At 63.5% G+C, this 19,949-nt stretch carries 16 protein-coding genes; 12 read left to right on the top strand and 4 right to left on the bottom strand.

Annotation, left to right across the window (positions count from 1 at the left end; genetic code table 11):
• Window positions 1-927, bottom strand: a complete 927-nt coding sequence (locus B0G77_RS10095) for a sugar ABC transporter permease (protein ID WP_347814177.1) — start codon at window positions 925-927, stop codon at window positions 1-3.
• 212 nt (window positions 928-1,139) lie between these two features.
• On the bottom strand, window positions 1,140-2,387 hold the full coding sequence (locus B0G77_RS10090) for an ABC transporter substrate-binding protein (RefSeq protein WP_133662012.1): 1,248 nt from the start codon (window positions 2,385-2,387) through the stop codon (window positions 1,140-1,142).
• Window positions 2,388-2,888: 501 nt separating this feature from the next.
• Between B0G77_RS10090 and zwf the strand changes: the two genes are divergently transcribed.
• The 3 genes from zwf to B0G77_RS10075 all read left to right on the top strand — a co-directional run bounded on the left by zwf (window position 2,889) and on the right by B0G77_RS10075 (window position 7,160).
• Window positions 2,889-4,349, top strand: coding sequence for a glucose-6-phosphate dehydrogenase (gene zwf, locus B0G77_RS10085; RefSeq protein ID WP_133662011.1), 1,461 nt, complete (start codon window positions 2,889-2,891; stop codon window positions 4,347-4,349).
• A gap of 212 nt (window positions 4,350-4,561) precedes the next feature.
• Window positions 4,562-5,266, top strand: a complete 705-nt coding sequence (gene pgl, locus B0G77_RS10080; protein WP_133662010.1) for a 6-phosphogluconolactonase — start codon at window positions 4,562-4,564, stop codon at window positions 5,264-5,266.
• Complete coding sequence (locus B0G77_RS10075; RefSeq protein ID WP_133662009.1) at window positions 5,244-7,160, top strand: bifunctional transcriptional regulator/glucokinase; 1,917 nt, start codon at window positions 5,244-5,246, stop codon at window positions 7,158-7,160. Before pgl ends, B0G77_RS10075 begins: the two co-directional genes overlap by 23 nt.
• A 151-nt stretch (window positions 7,161-7,311) precedes the next feature.
• Here the strand turns inward: B0G77_RS10075 and B0G77_RS10070 are convergent, their stop codons facing one another.
• Window positions 7,312-8,541: a Bcr/CflA family multidrug efflux MFS transporter gene (locus tag B0G77_RS10070; RefSeq protein WP_133662008.1), complete on the bottom strand. Its 1,230-nt coding sequence runs from the start codon at window positions 8,539-8,541 to the stop codon at window positions 7,312-7,314.
• Window positions 8,542-8,873: 332 nt separating this feature from the next.
• Between B0G77_RS10070 and hemL the strand changes: the two genes are divergently transcribed.
• The 7 genes from hemL to B0G77_RS10035 all read left to right on the top strand — a co-directional run bounded on the left by hemL (window position 8,874) and on the right by B0G77_RS10035 (window position 15,597).
• Entirely contained in the window at window positions 8,874-10,166 is a 1,293-nt protein-coding gene (hemL, locus tag B0G77_RS10065) for a glutamate-1-semialdehyde 2,1-aminomutase (protein ID WP_133662007.1), read from the top strand.
• A 32-nt stretch (window positions 10,167-10,198) separates the two neighbouring features.
• Window positions 10,199-11,320 carry a bifunctional diaminohydroxyphosphoribosylaminopyrimidine deaminase/5-amino-6-(5-phosphoribosylamino)uracil reductase RibD gene (gene ribD, locus B0G77_RS10060; protein ID WP_133662006.1) on the top strand — a complete coding sequence of 374 codons (1,122 nt, stop codon included), beginning with the start codon at window positions 10,199-10,201 and terminating at the stop codon, window positions 11,318-11,320.
• A gap of 16 nt (window positions 11,321-11,336) precedes the next feature.
• Entirely contained in the window at window positions 11,337-11,951 is a 615-nt protein-coding gene (locus B0G77_RS10055) for a riboflavin synthase (protein ID WP_133662005.1), read from the top strand.
• A 187-nt stretch (window positions 11,952-12,138) separates the two neighbouring features.
• Window positions 12,139-13,293: a bifunctional 3,4-dihydroxy-2-butanone-4-phosphate synthase/GTP cyclohydrolase II gene (gene ribBA / locus B0G77_RS10050; RefSeq protein WP_133662004.1), complete on the top strand. Its 1,155-nt coding sequence runs from the start codon at window positions 12,139-12,141 to the stop codon at window positions 13,291-13,293.
• Between the two features lie 54 nt (window positions 13,294-13,347).
• Complete coding sequence (gene ribH, locus B0G77_RS10045) at window positions 13,348-13,866, top strand: 6,7-dimethyl-8-ribityllumazine synthase (RefSeq protein ID WP_133662003.1); 519 nt, start codon at window positions 13,348-13,350, stop codon at window positions 13,864-13,866.
• The gene (gene nusB / locus B0G77_RS10040; protein WP_133662002.1) at window positions 13,863-14,297 is read left to right on the top strand and encodes a transcription antitermination factor NusB; all 435 of its coding nucleotides are present in this window, start codon (window positions 13,863-13,865) and stop codon (window positions 14,295-14,297) included. Before ribH ends, nusB begins: the two co-directional genes overlap by 4 nt.
• A 106-nt stretch (window positions 14,298-14,403) precedes the next feature.
• Window positions 14,404-15,597, top strand: a complete 1,194-nt coding sequence (locus B0G77_RS10035) for a pyridoxal phosphate-dependent aminotransferase (protein WP_133662001.1) — start codon at window positions 14,404-14,406, stop codon at window positions 15,595-15,597.
• Between the two features lie 121 nt (window positions 15,598-15,718).
• Here B0G77_RS10035 and B0G77_RS10030 read toward each other — a convergent pair whose 3' ends face one another.
• Window positions 15,719-16,879: a transglycosylase SLT domain-containing protein gene (locus B0G77_RS10030; RefSeq protein ID WP_133662000.1), complete on the bottom strand. Its 1,161-nt coding sequence runs from the start codon at window positions 16,877-16,879 to the stop codon at window positions 15,719-15,721.
• 571 nt (window positions 16,880-17,450) lie between these two features.
• Here B0G77_RS10030 and B0G77_RS10025 point away from each other — a divergent pair.
• Window positions 17,451-19,019 carry a UbiD family decarboxylase gene (locus B0G77_RS10025; RefSeq protein ID WP_133661999.1) on the top strand — a complete coding sequence of 523 codons (1,569 nt, stop codon included), beginning with the start codon at window positions 17,451-17,453 and terminating at the stop codon, window positions 19,017-19,019.
• A gap of 211 nt (window positions 19,020-19,230) precedes the next feature.
• Window positions 19,231-19,911 (top strand): LysE family transporter, encoded by a 681-nt coding sequence (locus tag B0G77_RS10020; RefSeq protein WP_133661998.1) that lies wholly within the window; start codon window positions 19,231-19,233, stop codon window positions 19,909-19,911.
• The last annotated feature ends 38 nt before the right edge of the window (window positions 19,912-19,949 follow it).

Genomic DNA, 19,949 nt, shown 5'->3' with positions numbered 1-19,949 from the left:
TTAGGCATTGCGGGTGCTCCTCGATTCCAGATACATCAGCGGCACGAGCACGGCCACAACGGTAGCGAGCATCATGATCGACGACGCTGCGCCGACGCCAAGCTGCCCGCGGTTAAACGAAAACGTGTACATGAAGATGGCCGGCAGCGACGACGACGTCCCCGGGCCACCCGCCGTCAATGCGACGACAAGGTCGAAGGTCTTGATCGTGATGTGACAGAGAATCAGCAGTACCGAGAAGAACACCGGGCGCATGCTCGGAATCACGATCTTGCGATAGATGGTGGGCAGTCCCGCGCCGTCCATCTGCGCGGCCTTGAAGATTTCAGCGTCGACGCCGCGCAGGCCAGCCAGGAAAAGCGCCATCACGAAGCCCGTCGACTGCCAGACGGCCGCGATCACCACACAGAAGATCGCCCTGTCAGGGTCGCCCAGCCAGTTAAACGAGAAACTCGTCCAGCCCCAGTCGTGGAACACCTTTTCGATGCCGATACTCGGCGTCATGATCCACTGCCACGCAGTGCCGGTCACGATGAACGACAACGCCATCGGATACAGAAACACGGCGCGCAGCGCGCCTTCGTTACGGATCTGCTGGTCGAGCAGGATGGCGAGGAAAAGCCCCAGCCCGATGCAGATGCCGATGAACGGAATGCCGAACCAGCCGAGGTTCGCAGCCGACGTCCAGAAGACGTCGTTGTCAAAGAGTTCCCGATACCGCTCGAGGCCGGCGAACTCAAAGCGTGGCATCAGTCGCGAACTGGAGAGCGACAGATAGCCGGTAATCAGGATGAAACCATACACAAAGATGAGGCTGATTACGACGCTGGGTGCGAGCACCAGCTTCGGAATCCAGCGATCGGCGAGCGCCGCGGTCGGCGACGTGCGGCGGGTAACGGAGGCCGTCTTCTTCCCGTTTCCGCTGATAGAAGCAGTCACTACTCGACTCCTGCTGAAACTGTGCCGCCAGGTGAGCGCGCCTACCGCACGCGGCGCCTTGCCGGCTCAGGTGTGACTCTACGTGAGCTTGCCCGCAAAACCCCGTGGTCAAGCCGTGTTGCCTGAAGGGCGCGCTTCACGCCTGCATGGACAGGCAGTGAAGCGCGCCGCTGCGCCTGCTTCGCGCTTTACTTCGCGCGTTACTTCGTCTTCGCTGCCTTCGCGAGCGCTGCGACTGCGCTCTTCGAATCCTGCTGCGAGTTCATGAACTTCGTGACGACGTCGGAGATCGCACCGGCAGCTGCATCCGGTTGAGCCATGCCGTGCGCCAGCGAAGGAACATAGCCGCCCGACTTGATGGCGATCTGTTCATCCGCGTACGACTTCTTCGCGCAATCGTCGAACTTGTCCATCGGCACGCCGAGGCGGACCGGGATCGAACCCTTGTACAGGCTGAACTGCTCCTGGAACTCCGGCGACATGATCGTCTTCGCCAGTGCGAGCTGACCTGGCGTTGCCGCCTTCTGGCCCTTCTGCTGGAAGAACACGAACGAGTCGACGTTGAACGTATAGGCCTTTTCCGTGCCCGGCACTGCGGCGCAGACATAGTCCTCACCAGACTTCTTGCCGGCGTTGGCGAATTCGCCCTTCGCCCAGTCGCCCATGAACTGCATGCCAGCCTTGCCGTTGATGACCATCGCTGTCGCGAGGTTCCAGTCACGGCCGGTACGGCCTGCGTCGAAGTAGCCCTGGATCTTGCGGACCGTGTCGAACACGCCAACCATCTTTTCCGAGGTCAGCGTCTTCTCGTCGAGATCGACCAGCGCCTTCCTGTAGAAGTCCGCACCCTGCGACAGCACGACGTCTTCCCACAGCGTCAGGTCTTGCCACGGCTGGCCGCCCATCGCGATCGGCTGGATGCCGGCTGCCTTCATCTTGTCAGCGACGGCGAAGAACTCAGGCCACGTGGTCGGGACCTTGCCGCCTGCCTTCTCGAGCGCAGCCTTGTTGATGTACAGCCAGTTCACGCGGTGCACCGAGAACGGTGCGCCGACATAGTGGCCGTCCGCGCGCATGATCTTGTCGATTTCCGGCGGCAGGTTCTTTTTCCAGTCGGCAGCCGCTGTATCGATCGGCACCAGCACGCCTTGCTGCGCCCATTCCTGGATCAGCGGACCCTTGATCTGGGCTGCGCTCGGCGCGTTACCCGAGATCACCTGTGTCTTGAGTGCCGTCATGGCTGCCGCGCCTGCGCCGCCTGCGACCGCGAAGTCTTTCCACGTGTAGCCCTGCTTCGTCATGTCGTCCTTCAGGACGCCGACGGCCTTCGATTCGCCGCCCGAAGTCCACCAGTGCAGCACTTCGACCGACTCGGCCGCCTGCACAGCCGACACGCCACACATCAGACCTGCGGCGCACAGAGCGCCCATGATCGTGCGAAATTTCATTGCTTATCTCCTCCAGACACCTGAAAAAAACGGATGCCCCTGGTTAGACAGGGTGCGGTGGTTGGTCAAACAGGCAAAACAAGGGCGGTCGAACGTCGGGCAGCCGATGCGTGTGCATGGCCGGCGCACCGGAATCCGGCCGCTGGACGCTCAAGAGATGAGTGGTTCTGGGTGCAACTGACTGTCTCCTCTTCTGGTTTTTGCCTGCTCGCTGTGGCGCGCTGCAGACTCGAGGGCGGGCCGCACATGAAGCTGGATACCCGCCTGCAGCAAGCCGGCTGGAAGACCCGCCAGACCATACTGAAACGCAATGTCCGTTAACATGCAGGGACGCTTCGCTGATTCGGGAAAACGCGTATCTCGCCATGCAGCGCACGCTTTTTTATTCGAATTAGCGTTACCTCTTGATTTGGATTGTAGTTAAACTACAATTCAGTGTCAAAAAAAAATTTTATCGGACTACGGTCGCCTGCCGCGGCCCCAGGACATCGACGGAGACACATGCAAACCGATTCAAGTTTCACCTTCGTTCTCTTCGGCGGAACCGGCGACCTGTCGATGCGCAAGATACTGCCTGCACTGTATGAAGCACACCGTGCAGGCATGCTGGCGGCAAGCGGCAGGATCGTGGCGGTCACGCGTCATGAGGAAGACCGCGACAGTTATCTGCAGTGGGTCAACGAACACGTCAAGGCGCATGTGTCGAAGGAGGGTCTCGATGAAGCCGCGTGGGCGAGCTTTCTCGAGCGCATCCTCTATGTGAAGCTCGACCTGGGCAAAGCCGAAGACTTCACGGTGCTGCGCGATGCGGTGAGCAACCTGCCCGGCATCCGCGTGTTCTATCTCGCGACGGGTCCGTCGCTGTTCGTGCCGATCTGTCATGCGCTCGCCTCGGTCGGGCTGAACGAAAACGCCCGCATTGTGCTGGAAAAGCCGCTCGGCTACGACCTGCGGTCATCGAACGCGATCAACGATGCAGTCGGCGAAATCTTCGCGGAAGAGCAGATCTACCGGATCGACCACTACCTCGGGAAAGAGCCGGTGCAGAACCTGCTCGCGCTGCGTTTCGGCAATGCGCTCTTCGAGCCGCTGTGGCGTCGCGAGTGGGTCGAAAGCATTCAGATCACGATCGCGGAAGAACTGGGTGTCGAAGCCCGCGGCGATTTCTACGACAATACCGGCGCGCTGCGCGACATGGTGCAGAACCATTTGCTGCAACTGCTCTCGATTGTCGCGATGGAGCCGCCGCATTCGATGGATTCCGATTCGGTCCGCGATGAAAAGCTGCGTGTGCTGCGCGCGCTGAAACGAGTCGACCCGAACGAGATCGGCAAGGTTGCCGTGCGGGGCCAGTATCATGCCGGCGGAATCCGTGGCACGCCGGTGCCGGGCTATGCATCCGAACCTGGCGTCAAGCCGGAAAGCACGACGGAAACCTTTGTCGCGCTGAAGGTGGAAATCGAGAACTGGCGCTGGTCCGGCGTGCCGTTTTTTCTGCGCACCGGCAAGCGGCTCGCGGATCGCGTGGCGGAGATCGTCGTCAATTTCCGTCCGGTGCCGCATTCGGCGCTGGGACCGACGGCCCTTCGTCCAGGCGCGAACCGTCTTGTCATCCGTCTGCAGCCGAACGAGACGATTCGTCTGTATTGCCTTGCCAAGCAGCCCGGCGAAGGCATGAACCTGGCAAGCGTGCACCTCGACCTCGCGTTCGACCGGTTCTTCCGCGAAGGCCAGATGGAGGCATATCAGCGTCTGTTGCTAGACGTGATCAACGGCCGCCTCGCGCTCTTCGTGCGACGCGACGAACAGGAAGCCGCATGGCGCTGGGTCGAGCCGATCCTGAATGAGTGGAGTAGTTCGCAAAAACCGCCGAAGCCGTATGCGGCGGGTACCTGGGGGCCGGCGGCAGCGAGTGCGATGCTCGCGCAGCATGGCACCTGCTGGCTGGAAGAAGAGAACTGACGTCGTGGTAACGCGAGGCCGCGTACGGCTTTCGCACGACCTCGCCTGTCGCGACGCCGCATTGGCAAATATTGAAGCGGGTTGAACCGGACCTGCAGCAGCCCCGCAGTGCACAAGCCTGAAGTGATGGCATGAGGTGATTGCCTGAAGGCCGCAGCGGGAAACGGTCGACGTACACCCGTAGACCAACAAGAAAGCAGCATGGAGGAGAAGTGATCGAGCTTCACGCTTTCGACGACCCGCGCGCCCAATCCGACGCGCTGGCGAAGGCGGTGGGTGACGCGTTACATGCGTCGCTTGCCGCACAGGCGAGCGCGCGCGAGACCGGCGTGCGCCGCGCGACGCTTGCAGTGTCCGGCGGCACCAGTCCGCGCCCGTTCCTGCAGACGTTGTCGACTCAACCTTTCGACTGGGCGCAGATCGATGTGACGCTGGTCGACGACCGCTGGGTGCCGGAAACGGACAACGCCAGCAATGCGCGTCTCGCCCACGAAACACTGCTTCGGCACGCCGCGCGCGATGCCGCCTTCTGGCCGCTCGTCGATACGACGCAGCAGCTCGACGCTCATATCGCGCGGCTCAACGCCGACCCGTTGCGCCGCGTGCCGGACGTCGCGGTGCTCGGCATGGGCGAAGACGGTCATACGGCATCGATCTTCGCGGACGCGCCCGAGTGGGATCACGCGATCACCACGCCGGAGCGCTTCGTTGCCGTGCACCCGGGCAATGCGCCGCATGCGCGTGTGAGCTGGTCGCTTTCCGCGTTGCAACAGGTGGGACATCTGTATCTGCTGATCGCCGGACCGCGCAAGCTCGACGTGCTGCAAGAGGCAGCGGCTGCGCCACAAAAAAATGCCATCTCGAAGTTGGCAAATGACAAGGGAGTGAGACTCGATGTCTACTGGTGTGCAAACTAAGTCTGTCCCGGGCGCGGGCCAGCACGCCGATGGACCGAGGCTTCTCGCCGACATCGGTGGTACGAATGCGCGCTTCGCCCTCGAGACGGGCCCGGGCGAAATCGTCAACGTGCTGGTGTACCCGTGCGCGGATTATCCCGGCGTCGCCGAAGTCATCAAGAAGTACCTGAAGGACACGAAGATCGGCCGCGTGAATCACGCAGCCATTGCGATTGCGAATCCGGTCGACGGCGATCAGGTCAGCATGACCAATCACGACTGGACCTTTTCGATCGAAGCGACGCGCCGCGCACTCGGCTTCGACACGCTGCTGGTCGTCAACGACTTCACCGCGCTCGCGATGGCATTGCCGGGACTCACGGACTCGCAGCGCGTGCAGGTAGGGGGCGGCCAGCGCCGGCAGAACAGCGTGATCGGCCTGCTCGGTGCGGGCACGGGTCTTGGCGTATCGGGCCTCATTCCCGCCGACGACCGCTGGATCGCGCTCGGCAGCGAAGGCGGTCACTCCACGTTCGCGCCGTCCGACGAACGCGAAGACATCGTGATGCAATTCGCGCGCAAGAAGTGGTCGCATGTATCGTTCGAACGTGTGGCGGCGGGCCCCGGTCTCGAACTGATCTATCGCGCTCTGTCGGCACGGGACAAGAAGCGCGTGCCGGCATCGGTCGATACGTCCGGGGTCGTCACGCGTGCGCTCGAGGGCGAGCCGCTCGCCGCTGAAACGGTCGACTGCTTCTGCGGCATTCTCGGCACCTTCGCGGGCAATATCGCGGTGACGCTCGGCTCGCTCGGCGGCATCTATATCGGCGGCGGCGTCGTGCCGCGGCTCGGCGAACTGTTCGCGCGCTCGTCGTTCCGCAAGCGCTTCGAGGCGAAAGGCCGCTTCGAAACGTATCTGTCGAACGTGCCCACGTATGTGATTACCGCGCAGTATCCGGCGTTTCTCGGCGTGTCGGCGATTCTTGCGGAGCAGCTTTCGAATCGCGCCGGTGGCAGTTCGTCGGCCGTGTTCGAGCGCATCCGTCAGATGCGTGATGCGCTTACGCCCGCTGAAAGGCGCGTTGCCGATCTCGCGCTGAATCATCCGCGCTCGATCATCAATGATCCGATCGTCGATATCGCGCGCAAGGCCGATGTGAGCCAGCCGACGGTGATCCGCTTTTGCCGCTCGCTCGGCTGCCAGGGTCTGTCCGATTTCAAGCTGAAACTCGCGACTGGCCTGACCGGCACGATTCCGGTCAGCCACAGCCAGGTGCATCTGGGTGACACCGCGACCGACTTCGGCGCGAAGGTGCTCGACAACACAGTCTCGGCGATCCTCCAGTTGCGCGAGCATCTGAACTTCGAGCATGTCGAGCGCGCCATCGATCTGTTGAATGGCGCACGGCGGATCGAGTTCTACGGGCTTGGCAATTCGAACATCGTCGCGCAGGACGCACACTACAAGTTCTTCCGCTTCGGCATTCCGACGATTGCCTACGGCGATCTGTACATGCAGGCCGCGTCGGCCGCCTTGCTCGGCAAGGGCGATGTGATCGTGGCCGTGTCGAAATCGGGCCGCGCGCCCGAGTTGCTGCGCGTGCTCGAAGTCGCGATGCAGGCGGGTGCGCAGGTGATCGCGATCACGTCGAGCAATACGCCGCTCGCGAAACGCGCAACTGTCGCGCTGGAAACCGATCACATCGAGATGCGCGAATCGCAGCTATCGATGATTTCTCGCATCCTGCATCTGGTGATGATCGACATTCTTGCGGTCGGCGTTGCAATCCGGCGCGCGATGCCGGATGCCGAAGTCAGCGAAGCTGTCGCGAAAGTACGCGAGGGCGCCGACGACGATGCCACCGCGGTGCTCGACTGGCTAAGCCACGGGGCGGCATCTTCGGCGAAGGAGTGAGCAGGGCTTTTCGTCTGGTTACCTGCAGTAAAAAAGCGCCCGGCCTGGGCGCTTTTTATTGCTGTCTTATGGTTCTGCGAGTGCTCGCCACCGGCAACAACATCATCATTTGCGGGCTATTGCCCGAGACCTTGCGCTGCGCCGCGAACCGCTAGCCCTGGCTCACCCGCACGCCGGGCAACGGCCGGCCATGCCAGCGGATGACGAGCCACCTCCCTACGTAACAGAGCAGCCCCGTGACGCCGATCGTCGCGCCCATGCCCTTCGGCGTGCCGCCCTGCCAGAGTCCGACCGCGACGCTTGCAACCGCGCCCAGCGCGAGCTGCATCGCGCCGAACACGGCCGCTGCCGCGCCGGCGTTGCGCGGATAGCGGTGCATCAATTCGGTCGTGCAATCGGCTGCCAGCACACCCACCACGCCGACCACGAAGAACAGCCCCGCAACGATCGACCACAAGCCGCCCCACCCCGTCAGGCAAACGAGCGCAACGAACAGCGACGCCACGGTGCTGATCGTCGCGGCGAACGAGATGATCGGCAGCGGGCCGAGCCGGCCGACAAACCGGGTGTTCAGGAGGTTACCCAACATGATGCCGATGATGTTCAGGCCGAACAGAAACCCATAGTGCTGCGCCGACACATGGAAATACTCGATGTACACGAACGGCGTCGCCGTGATGTACGCGAACATCGACGCAAACGCCATGCCGCCGCACAGCATGTGCCCCCACGCAACCGGATCTCGCAGCAGCTTGCCGTACGCCGCGAACGATTGCAGCACAGCCGAACTCGCGCGCTTTTCACGCGGCCAGGTTTCCGGCACGCGCAGGAATGCTGTCACTGCGCAGACGGCGCCGAAGATCGTCAGCGTCACGAATACGGCACGCCAGCCACCGAGCAGCAGCAACTGGCCACCGATCAGCGGCGCAAGCAACGGACCGATTGACGTCACGATCGCCAGCATCGACAACACGCGGGCGGCATCGGTCGGCTCGTGGGCATCGCGGGCGATCGCGCGCGCGAGCACTGAAGCCGCGCCGGCGCCCAGCGCCTGCACGAAGCGAAACAGCATCAGCGAGCCGATCGAGAACGACAGCGCACATGCGACGCTGGCAAGCACGTACATCACGATCCCACCGAGCAGCACCGGCCGCCGGCCGAACGAATCCGACAACGGGCCGTACAGCAGCATGCCGATCGAAAAGCCGAACATGAAGCTCGTCAGCGTCGACTGCGCCGCGCCCGCCGCCACCGAGAACGCCTGGGCGATCGACGGGAGGCTCGGCAGATACATGTCGATGGAGATCGGCCCGCATGCGGCAAGCGCACCGAGCAACAGAATCAGCCGGCCATCGGGCCGGCGTCTGGCGACGTGAGACATGGGAATCCGGAAGAAGCGGCTCGACCGCACAGGCGGCGAACCATGAGAAACGACTGCGACGACAGCGCCCTAATTGTACGCGACGCCCGGACGGACGGCGGTGATCGTTCCCCGCAAGGGGACTCCCGCAGGCGCCCGCGGCGGCAGCAATCACCCGCGCCACCCGCCTCGTCCGGCTGGCAGCCTTCGCACGCACGACTCCGGTACAATTTCAGATATCCATCCAGCCGCCGCAATGCCTGCGACCGGCGGACAAGCCGCCCGCCGCCTCTGGCATCGCGCGCTTCTGTGCTTCCCGATCAGGCAGATCACAACAGGCAGGTCCAAAGTCCATGTCCAGCAATTCCAGGAACGAAGCTCTCTTCGAACGCGCCCAGCTCACCATCCCGGGCGGCGTCAATTCGCCCGTGCGCGCCTTCCGTTCGGTCGGCGGCACGCCGCGCTTCATCGAACGCGCAGAGGGCGCGTACTTCTGGGACGCCGACGGCAAGCGCTACATTGACTACATCGGCTCCTGGGGGCCGATGATCGTCGGCCACGTACATCCGGAAGTGCTCGAAGCGGTCCAGCGGGTGCTGGTGAACGGCTTCTCGTTCGGCGCGCCGACGCAGTCCGAAGTGGAAATCGCCGAAGAAATCTGCAAGCTGGTGCCGTCGATCGAACAGGTCCGCATGGTGTCGAGCGGCACGGAAGCGACAATGAGCGCTCTGCGCCTCGCCCGCGGCTTTACCAACCGCAGCCGCATCGTCAAGTTCGAAGGCTGCTATCACGGCCATGCGGACAGCCTGCTCGTGAAGGCCGGCTCGGGTCTCCTGACGTTCGGCAATCCGACTTCGGCGGGCGTGCCGGTCGATATCGCGAAACACACGACTGTTCTCGAATACAACAACGTCGCGGAACTCGAAGAAGCGTTCAAGGCGTTCGGCGACGAGATCGCTTCGGTGATCGTCGAGCCAGTTGCGGGCAACATGAACCTCGTGCGCGCAACGCCTGAATTCCTGTCCGCGCTGCGCCGCCTGTGTACCCAATACGGCGCCGTGCTGATTTTCGACGAAGTGATGTGCGGCTTCCGTGTCGCCCTCGGCGGCGCGCAGCAGGTGTACGGCATCACGCCGGATCTGACGTGCCTCGGCAAGGTGATTGGCGGCGGCATGCCGGCCGCCGCATTCGGCGGCCGCCGCGACATCATGGCTCACCTCGCGCCGCTTGGCGGCGTGTATCAGGCGGGCACGCTGTCGGGAAATCCGATCGCGGTCGCGGCAGGTCTGAAGACGCTGCAGCTGATCCAGGCGCCCGGCTTCTACGACCGGCTCAGCGCGCAGACGGCGCGCCTCGTGAAGGGCCTCGCCCAGGCGGCCCGTGAAGCGAAGGTGCCGTTCGCGGCGGATTCGCTTGGCGGCATGTTCGGCCTGTATTTCACCGATGCGATCCCCGCGAGCTTTGCGCAGGTCACGAAGAGCGACGTGCCTCGTTTCAACGCGTTCTTCCACCGGATGCTCGACGCAGGCGTGTACTTCGCGCCGTCGGCATACGAAGCGGGCTTTGTGTCGATCGCCCACGACGACGCGATCGTCGACGAAACCGTCGCCGCCGCGCGCAGTGCCTTTGCTGCGCTCGCTGCCTGAACCTGGTCCGACCTGAAACCGACACGACGCCGATGTTCTCGCAAACCGATTTCGTCCATATGGAACGCGCGCTCGCCCTTGCGAAGCGCGGCATGTACACGACCGACCCGAACCCGCGCGTCGGCTGCGTGCTGGTGAAGAACGGCGAGGTAATCGGCGAAGGCTTCACCCAGCCGGCCGGCCAGGACCATGCCGAAATACGCGCGCTGAAGGACGCGCGTTCGCGCGGACACGATTCGCGAGGCGCGACCGCTTACGTCACGCTCGAGCCATGCAGCCACTTCGGCCGCACGCCGCCGTGCGCGCACGCGTTGATCGACGCGCAGGTCGAGCGCGTGATCGCCGCGATGGAGGACCCGAATCCGCAGGTGTCCGGACGCGGTCTCACGATGCTGCGCGATGCCGACATCGAGGTCCGCTGCGGGCTGCTCGCCAATGAAGCGCGCGAGCTGAACATCGGCTTCGTGTCACGCATGACGCGCGGCCGCCCGTGGGTGCGGATGAAGGTCGCGGCATCGCTCGACGGGCGCACCGGCCTGCCCTCGGGCGAAAGCCAGTGGATCACCGGCGAGGCCGCACGCGCCGACGGCCATGCGTGGCGCGCCCGTGCGTCGGCGATTCTGACCGGCATCGGCACCGTCAAGGAAGACAATCCACGCATGACCGTGCGCGCCGTCGATACGCCACGCCAACCCAAACGCGTGCTGATCGACAGCCAGCTCGACGTGCCGCTGGAAGCCCAGATCCTCGCCGGCGCGCCGACGCTGATCTTCTGCGGCAATCTCGACGAGCGTCACGCCGAGCGCGCCGAGGCGCTGCACGACCGTGGCGCAGAAATCGTCCAGCTCGCGAATGCCAGCGGCAAGGTCGATTTGCCGGCCATGCTGAAAGTGCTCGGCGAGCGGGGCGTCAACGAATTGCACGTCGAAGCGGGCTACAAGCTGAACGGCTCGCTGCTGCGCGAGGGCTGCGTCGACGAACTGCTCGTCTACCTTGCACCGAGCCTGCTCGGCATGGACTCGATGAGCATGTTCAATCTCGTTGCTCCGGCCTCGCTCAGCGGCCGTGTGCAGCTGCAATTTCATACGGTCGACCGCATCGGCAACGACCTGCGAATTCTCGCGCGGCTCGTGCCGCATGAACCTTCGCACTGAACAAGGAACCAGCACGATGTTTACAGGAATCGTCGCGGCGGTCGGCCGCATCGAATCAGTCACGCCGCTCGGCAATGCAGGCGATGCGGGCGTACGTCTGTCGATCGACGCCGGAAGCCTCGACCTCGAGGACGTCCAGCTCGGCGACAGCATCACCGTTCAGGGCGCGTGCATGACGGTCATCGAAAAGACCGCGCGTACGTTCGACGTCGACGTCTCGCGCGAGAGCCTGAACTGCACGGCAGGCCTCGGTCAAACCGGCGAAGTCAACCTGGAAAAGGCGCTGCGCGCACATGACCGGCTGGGTGGGCATATCGTCTCCGGTCACGTCGACGGTCTGGGCACGGTTTTGCATTTCGCGCCGGTCGGGGAATCGCATGAACTGCGCGTGCTGGCCCCGCGTGAGATCGGCCGCTATCTTGCCTACAAAGGTTCAATCACCGTCAACGGCGTGAGCCTGACCGTCAATTCGGTCAAGGACGTGGACGGCGGCAGTGAGTTTTCGATCAACCTGATTCCGCATACGGTTCAGGTCACGACGCTCAAGAACCTCGAGCCTGGCAGCCAGGTCAACCTGGAAATCGACCTGATCGCGCGCTACGTCGAACGGATGATGAACGCGCCGAAATAACGGCTGCCTGGCATTCCGCACCGCGGGTTTTCGCGCGACGCCGTGGCTGGCCGGCACCTCTTGTCGGACAGCTTACGCGTCGCACTTCATTCGTCGTCACTGGCCAGACGGGCTATGCCGTCCGGCCAGTGACGACGCGCCCGTCCGCGTGGCGTAAAATACGCACTTTCCCGACATTCTCGCCAACATGACGCTCGCCTCCACACTTGAGATCATCGCCGAACTGAAAGCCGGCCGGATGGTGATACTCGTCGACGAAGAAGACCGCGAAAACGAGGGCGACCTGGTGATCGCCGCCGAATTCGTCACACCGGAAGCGATCAATTTCATGGCCCGCTACGGCCGTGGCCTGATCTGTCTGACGCTTACGCAGGAGCGCTGCAAGCACCTCAACCTGCCGCTCATGACGTACCGCAACGGCACGCAGTACGGCACGGCATTCACCGTCAGCATCGAGGCGGCCGAGGGCGTGACAACCGGCATTTCCGCAGCGGATCGCGCCCGCACCATCGCCACCGCCGTTGCGCACGACGCACGCGCGGAGCATATCGTCCAGCCGGGCCACGTCTTCCCGATCATGGCCCAACCCGGCGGCGTGCTGGTGCGCGCCGGCCACACGGAGGCCGGCTGCGATCTCACAGCGCTCGCGGGTCTCACGCCGGCCGCGGTGATCTGCGAAGTCATCAAGGACGACGGCACGATGGCACGCCTGCCCGACCTGATCGAATTCGCGCAGGAACACGGCCTGAAGGTAGGCACGATCGCCGACCTGATCCACTACCGCAGCCGCACCGAATCGATCGTCGAGCGCATTTGCGAACGCACTATGCAGACCGCTCACGGCCCGTTCCGCGCGGTCATGTACCTCGACCAGCCAAGCGGCTCGCCGCATATTGCGCTGGTCCGCGGGACCCCCACGCCGGAGCGCGATACGCCTGTGCGCGTGCACGAACCGCTTTCGGTGCTGGACCTGCTGGAAGTCGGCGCCTCGACCCACTCGTGGACGCTGGACGCCGCGATGAAAGAAATCGCCGAGCGCGATCTCGGCGTAGTCGTACTGCTGAATTGCGGCGACACGAAAGACCACCTGATCGACGTGTTCAAGGCCTTCGACGAGAAAGAACGCGCCGAAGCGCTGAAACGTCGTCCGGTCGATTTCAAGACCTACGGCATCGGCGCGCAGATCCTGCGCGAACTGGGTGTCGGCAAGATGCAGGTTCTGTCGAACCCTCGCAAGCTGGGCACCATGTCGGGCTACGGGCTCGAGGTTACGGGCTTCGTGCCAATGCCCGGCAGCAAGTCGGCGAACTGCCCGCCTGGCTCCGCGCAAGCGCAGGGCTGATCACCCGGATACTTACCGCTCACCCTAGCCCCTCCCAAACACTACGGATCACATATGGAAATCGGACAATACCAACCGAATCTCGACGGTGACGGCCTACGCATCGGCATCGTCCAGTCGCGCTTTAACGAACCCGTCTGCAACGGCCTCGCCGACGCCTGCATCGAAGAACTCGAACGCCTCGGCGTGACCGGCGAAGATGTCCTGCTCGTCACTGTGCCGGGCGCACTGGAAATCCCGCTTGCGCTGCAAAAGCTCGCCGAAAGCGGCCAGTTCGACGCGCTGATCGCGCTCGGCGCGGTGATCCGCGGCGAAACGTACCACTTCGAGCTCGTGTCGAACGAGAGCGGTGCGGGTATTACGCGCATCACGCTCGACTTCGGTGTGCCGATCGCGAACGCCGTGCTAACCACGGAAACCGACGAACAGGCCGTCGCGCGCATGACCGAAAAGGGTCGCGACGCAGCCCGTGTGGCGGTCGAGATGGCGAATCTCGCGGTCGCGCTGGAACAGCTCGACGGCGATGACGACGACGAAGATGAAGACGAGGAAGACGAAGAGGAACGGGCATGAAGAGCGCTCGCAGACGTTCCCGCGAACTGGCCACGCAAGGTCTGTATCAGTGGCTGCTGTCGGGTGCGCCCGCCGGTGAAATCGACGCGCAACTGCGCGGCGCGCAGGGCTTCGACAAGGCCGATCACGAGCATCTGGACGCATTGCTGCACGGCGTGATTCGCGATTCCGAAGCGCTCTCGGCTGACCTGACGCCGTGCCTCGACCGCCCGATCGACCAGCTTTCGCCGGTCGAACGCGCGGTGCTGCTCGTTGCTGCGTTCGAGTTGAAGAATCACATCGACATTCCGTACCGCGTTGTGATCAACGAGGCCGTCGAACTCGCCAAGACTTTCGGCGGCGCAGATGGGTACAAATACGTGAACGGCGTGCTGGACAAGCTGTCGGTGCAACTGCGCGCGGCCGAAACGCAGGCGGCCCGCAAGCGCTGATCCGCCGCGGCGGTGGCCGGATCACCGCGCTGTATGTGGACGTGAGGCCGGCAAGGTCCGGCACCGCCCGGCTTGGGGCCGTCCTCGAGAAACTGGAATCATCTGTATGAATACCGTGACAGAACCTCTGGTACGGCTCGCCGCACGCGTCGACGCCATCCAGCCGTTTTACGTAATGGAACTGGCCAAGGAAGCCGCCGTGTTGGAGCGCCAGGGGCGCGACATTATCCACATGGGGATCGGCGAGCCCGATTTCACCGCTCCTGAGCCCGTCATCGAGGCGGCCACGCATGCTTTACGCCGGGGTGTCACGCAGTACACGAACGCCCTCGGCCTGCCGGCACTGCGCGAAGCGATTGCGGCGCACTATCAGCAGGTATACGGCATCACGGTCGACCCGGCGCGCATCGTCGTGACGGCTGGTGCTTCGGCGGCGTTACTGCTCGCCTGCGCGGCGCTCGTCGATCGCGACGACGAAGTGCTGATGCCCGATCCATCCTATCCCTGCAACCGGCACTTCGTCGCCGCTGCCGAAGGCAAGCCCGTGCTCGTGCCGAGCGGCCCGGCGGAACGCTTCCAGTTGACCGCTGCGGATGTCGAACGGCTGTGGAATGAACGCACACGCGGCGTGCTGCTGGCTTCGCCCTCGAACCCCACGGGCACCTCGATCGAACCAGACGAACTGAAGCGGATGGTGAGCGCCGTACGCGCGCGCGGTGGCTTTACGATCGTCGACGAGATCTATCAGGGTCTGAGTTATGACGCTCCGCCCGTGTCGGCGCTTTCGTTTGGCGACGACGTCATCACGGTCAACAGCTTCTCGAAGTACTTCAACATGACCGGCTGGCGGCTCGGCTGGCTGGTGGTGCCGCCGGCGATGGTCAGTGCGTTCGAGAAGCTCGCGCAGAACCTGTTCATCTGCGCGTCCGCGCTGGCGCAACACGCGGCTCTCGCCTGCTTCGAACCGGACACGATCGCGATCTACGAGGGGCGCCGTCTCGAGTTCAAACGTCGCCGCGACTTCATCGCGCCGGCCCTTGAGTCACTGGGCTTCTCGGTGCCGGTAATGCCCGATGGCGCGTTCTACGTCTACGCGGACTGTACCCACGTCGCGCATCCTGCAGCCGGTAACAGTGCAGCGCTGACGAAGGCGATGCTGCACGATGCCGGCATCGTGCTCGTGCCGGGGATAGACTTCGGCACGCACGCGCCGCAGACCTATATCCGCCTGTCCTATGCGACGGCTTACGCGAAGCTCGAAGAAGCAGTCGAGCGATTGCGGACGCTGTTCGGCCGCTGAGCGCTACGACGTCTACGGCAACCCGCGCCGCGCGGGAATGACGGAATGACGGAATGACAAAGGGCACCCGAAGGCGCCCTTTTCTTTTACCGCTGGTACTGGTGAGTTGGCTCGATGAAACTTACGCGCCCAGTTCGGGTTCCGCCGCATGCTTTTGCCCGTTCGAACTGGCGTCGTCCTGCTGTGGCGACTTGTCGTGCGCCGCGACAGTCTTCGAGGCGCTCAGCGGATGCGCGCCGTCGAGCGTCACCTGCACGCGCTTCACCTGATTCGTCGCACCCGTTGCCGGCGTCGTCGATGCGGTCGTCGTCGGAGCCTGCGGCGCGTTGATGGGTACCTTGCGGCCGCGCGCCACGTCACGCAGACGGCCACGTTCGGCCATGACCTTCGCGCCGTAACCGCCGTCGTCCTGCGACGTCGAACCGACGTACAGACGCAAACCGCCCGGCAGCGAGCCGCCGCGCGCGATGCAGTCCTTCAGCACGAGCGCGCCGACCTTGATGTTGGTGAGCGGCTCGAGGGCGGCGCTCTGGCCACCAAAGTATTCGAACTTGTCGGAATGCACTTTCGACATGACCTGCATCAGGCCTTGCGCGCCGACCCCGCTCTCAGCGTAAGGATTGAAACCCGATTCGATCGCCATCACCGCGAGGAGCAGCAGCGGGTCGAGCCCCACTTCGCGACCGGTATCGAACGCCGCTTTCACGAGCTCGCCGACCGGCTCCTGCGCGACGCGATAGCGGCGGGAAAGAAAGGAAGCGACGAGATCCTGCTCGCGCGTCGAGATCAGGACGCGATCGTCGCGGGCATCGGCAGAAACACGCTGGGTGGGAATCATGCGCGCGAGCGAGCCGACGCTTGGCAAGGTGCGCGGATCGAGGCCGTTCAACGCCACTGCGCCGAGCCCGGCGGTGCCGCTGCCATCGAAGGCGTCATCATAGCTGGTGTTGGCGGTCGAACCGCTCTTGCCGGTATCGACGCTCACGGGCTGATTCGAAGACAGGGAATCATCGGACCTGGGGGGCGGTCCAAAGGACGGCAGCGGGTTGCCTTGCAGCAGACGCGCGGGACCTGCCCGCACAGCGGCAGAAATGACCGGCATCAGCTTTGCGGCGAGGGTGCCGCGCCATGTCGGCATCAGCCAAAGTGCGACTGACAGTACGACAGCGAACCCGCCAACGATGCTGAACAGGTGATGACTCATACGCGTCCCGCGACGTAATGCACCGCGCATAACCTGCGCGAGTCGCTCATCGGGACGCCACGATAACCAGGCGCTCATTCGGATCTCCCAATTTGCATGAAGCGGCGAACGCATCGGCTAGGCCGACGTACAGCCATTCGCAGAATCAAGACACCGTGCGCTCTGGTCAGTGCAACAGCGGCGTCGGGAAAACGGTAAATACCGTTCGGGGAGCCATTAAAGGTCCGGCGGCATGCTCGCAAAGCACGCGGGCGGGGCTCCCACACGAAAAAAACTGGCGCTCAAAAAGCACCAGCGAGGACAACAGGCAAGACCGTCAAATGCCGTGCAGGGATCGACAAACGGTGACGCGTTGCGTCAGTAGACCGGGGTGGTGGTCAAAAAATGCAAGACCTGCAACCAATGTGGACGGATTCTAACAGGGTTTTATAGATCGTCAACGCTATGAAAAGTTAAAGTTATAACTAATTGTAATTATGAACAGTGTTCAGCGCGTCGAAAACCGCGCGCTATGGCCCTTTCAGGGCGGTCTCACTTTTGCCTTCGAACGTGCGTTAGCCAACGCAGGTAAAATCGACAATCGATCCTGCGCGGCGATTGCCTGTCGCGCCTTCACCTCGCGGCCAGCCGCGGCCTTGATCAGGACCAGATGAAATACAAAGACCTGCGCGACTTTGTCGGTCGCCTCGAGACGCTTGGCGAACTGCGCCGCATCCCGCAAAACGTCTCGCCCGTTCTGGAAATGACGGAACTGTGCGATCGCGTGCTGCGCGTCGGCGGCCCCGCACTGTTGTTCGAGGGCAAACAGCACCATGCGTTCCCTGTGCTCGGCAACCTGTTCGGTACGCCACGCCGTGTCGCCCTTGGCATGGGCATCGACGCGGGCGCGGAGAACGGCGATAGCGCCGCGCTAGAGTCCCTGCGGGACGTCGGGCGACTCCTGTCCGCCCTGAAGGAACCGGAGCCGCCCAAGAGCCTCAAGGACGCCGGCAAGCTGTTCTCACTCGCCAAGGCGGTCTGGGACATGGCGCCGAAGACGGTCAGCGCCCCGCCCTGCCAGGAAATCGTCTGGGAAGGCGCCGACGTCGATCTCGCGAAGCTGCCGATCCAGACCTGCTGGCCCGGCGACGCCGGCCCGCTGATCACGTGGGGCCTGACCGTCACGCGCGGCCCGAACAAGACGCGCCAGAACCTCGGCATCTATCGTCAGCAACTGATCGGGTGCAACAAGCTGATCATGCGCTGGCTCGCTCACCGCGGCGGGGCGCTCGACTTCCGCGAGTTCGCGCTGCAGAACCCGGGCAAGCCTTATTCGGTCGCGGTCGTGCTCGGCGCCGATCCGGCGACGATCCTTGGCGCCGTCACACCGGTACCGGACACGCTGTCCGAATATCAGTTCGCGGGCCTGCTGCGCGGCGGCCGCACCGAACTGGCAAAGTGCATCACCCCAGGCGTCGATACACTGCAGGTGCCAGCACGGGCGGAAATCGTCCTCGAAGGCTTTATCTATCCGCAAAGCGGCACGCCGGAACCCGCACCGGCGGGTGCGCCGCCGCGTCCGTCGAAGGGCCCGAGCGCCGCGTACGAGCATGCGCTCGAAGGACCGTACGGCGATCACACCGGCTACTACAACGAACAGGAGTGGTTCCCGGTTTTCACCGTCGAACGGATCACGATGCGCCGCGACGCGATCTACCATTCGACCTATACCGGCAAGCCGCCCGACGAACCCGCGGTACTCGGCGTCGCGCTCAATGAAGTGTTCGTGCCGCTGTTACAGAAACAGTTCGCCGAGGTCACCGACTTCTATCTGCCGCCCGAAGGATGCAGCTACCGGATGGCGATCGTCCAGATGAAGAAAAGCTACCCTGGACATGCCAAACGGGTGATGTTCGGCGTGTGGAGCTTCCTGCGACAATTCATGTATACGAAGTTCATTGTCGTCGTCGACGAAGACGTGAACATCCGCGACTGGAAGGAAGTCATCTGGGCCATCACCACGCGTATCGATCCGGCGCGCGATACGGTGCTCGTCGATCGCACCCCGATCGACTATCTCGATTTCGCGTCGCCGGTCGCAGGACTTGGTTCGAAGATGGGGCTCGACGCCACCAACAAATGGCCCGGTGAGACGTATCGGGAATGGGGTCGCCCGATCGTCATGGATGATGCGGTGAAACAGCGCATCGACACGCTGTGGAGCGAACTCGGCCTCTAAAACGAAGGCAGCAGAGCCACCCCTGCACACGGTGCCCATCGAGCCCGGTCGTGCGTAACGGGACGAACATCGGTGTGCAGGTCGTCACGTACTAACGTAGCGTGCGCTTGGTGGTAACGGCGCGCGCGCTGGTTGAATATTGTGATCGACGCGGGACCTCGAGCGCTCTCGCTCATGCGCGAACAAAAAATCAGACGGAGTAGTTGCGGGGATGCACGCCTTTTCTATGTGGTCGGACGGTTTTTTTCTGTCTCTGTCGTTGTGCCTCGATATCGGTCTCGTCAACGTCGCGATTATTTCGCTGACGCTGTCGCATGGTTTCAAGCCTGGCTTCTGGCTCGGGTTGGGCTCGTGTTTTGGGGATCTGATCTATGCGTCGCTCGCGCTCGCGGGCATGGCTGCGCTGTTGCAGTTCGAGTCGATACGCTGGATCGTGTGGATCGGCGGCGCGGCAATCCTGCTGTTCCTTACCTGGAAGATGACGCGCGAAGCGCTCTTTCCAGCCTCCGCGCCCCCCGTCGAAGGCGAGGCCGATACGAGCGCGCCTCACCTGAGCGCGTGGCGTGGCTTCATGCGTGGAACGTTGCTGGCGATCTCGTCGCCGTCAGCCATTCTCTGGTTTGCTGCGGTAGGCGGCGCGCTCATCGCGAAAGCCGGCGCGACGACCGTCACGACGGCGCCCGTCTTTCTCGGCGGATTCTTTTTCGGTGGGCTCGTCTGGACGTTGTTTCTTTGCGGACTCGCGAGCCACGGACGTAAACGCGCGGGGACGGGCCTACTGCGGGCATGTCACGTTTTGTCGGCAGTGCTGTTCGCGTACTTTTCGTACAGCGTGATCGTGAACGGCTATCGCGACCTGATCGTGCACGCAACCAGCATGGCCGCCACGTAAAAACCACGGGCGCTTCCCGTACAGAACGACCTCGGGGC

This window comes from Paraburkholderia sp. BL10I2N1, assembly GCF_004361815.1.
Classification (GTDB): Bacteria; Pseudomonadota; Gammaproteobacteria; order Burkholderiales; family Burkholderiaceae; genus Paraburkholderia.
The sequence above is the reverse complement of the archived record's forward strand: the minus strand, read 5'-3'. Positions and strand labels throughout refer to the sequence as shown.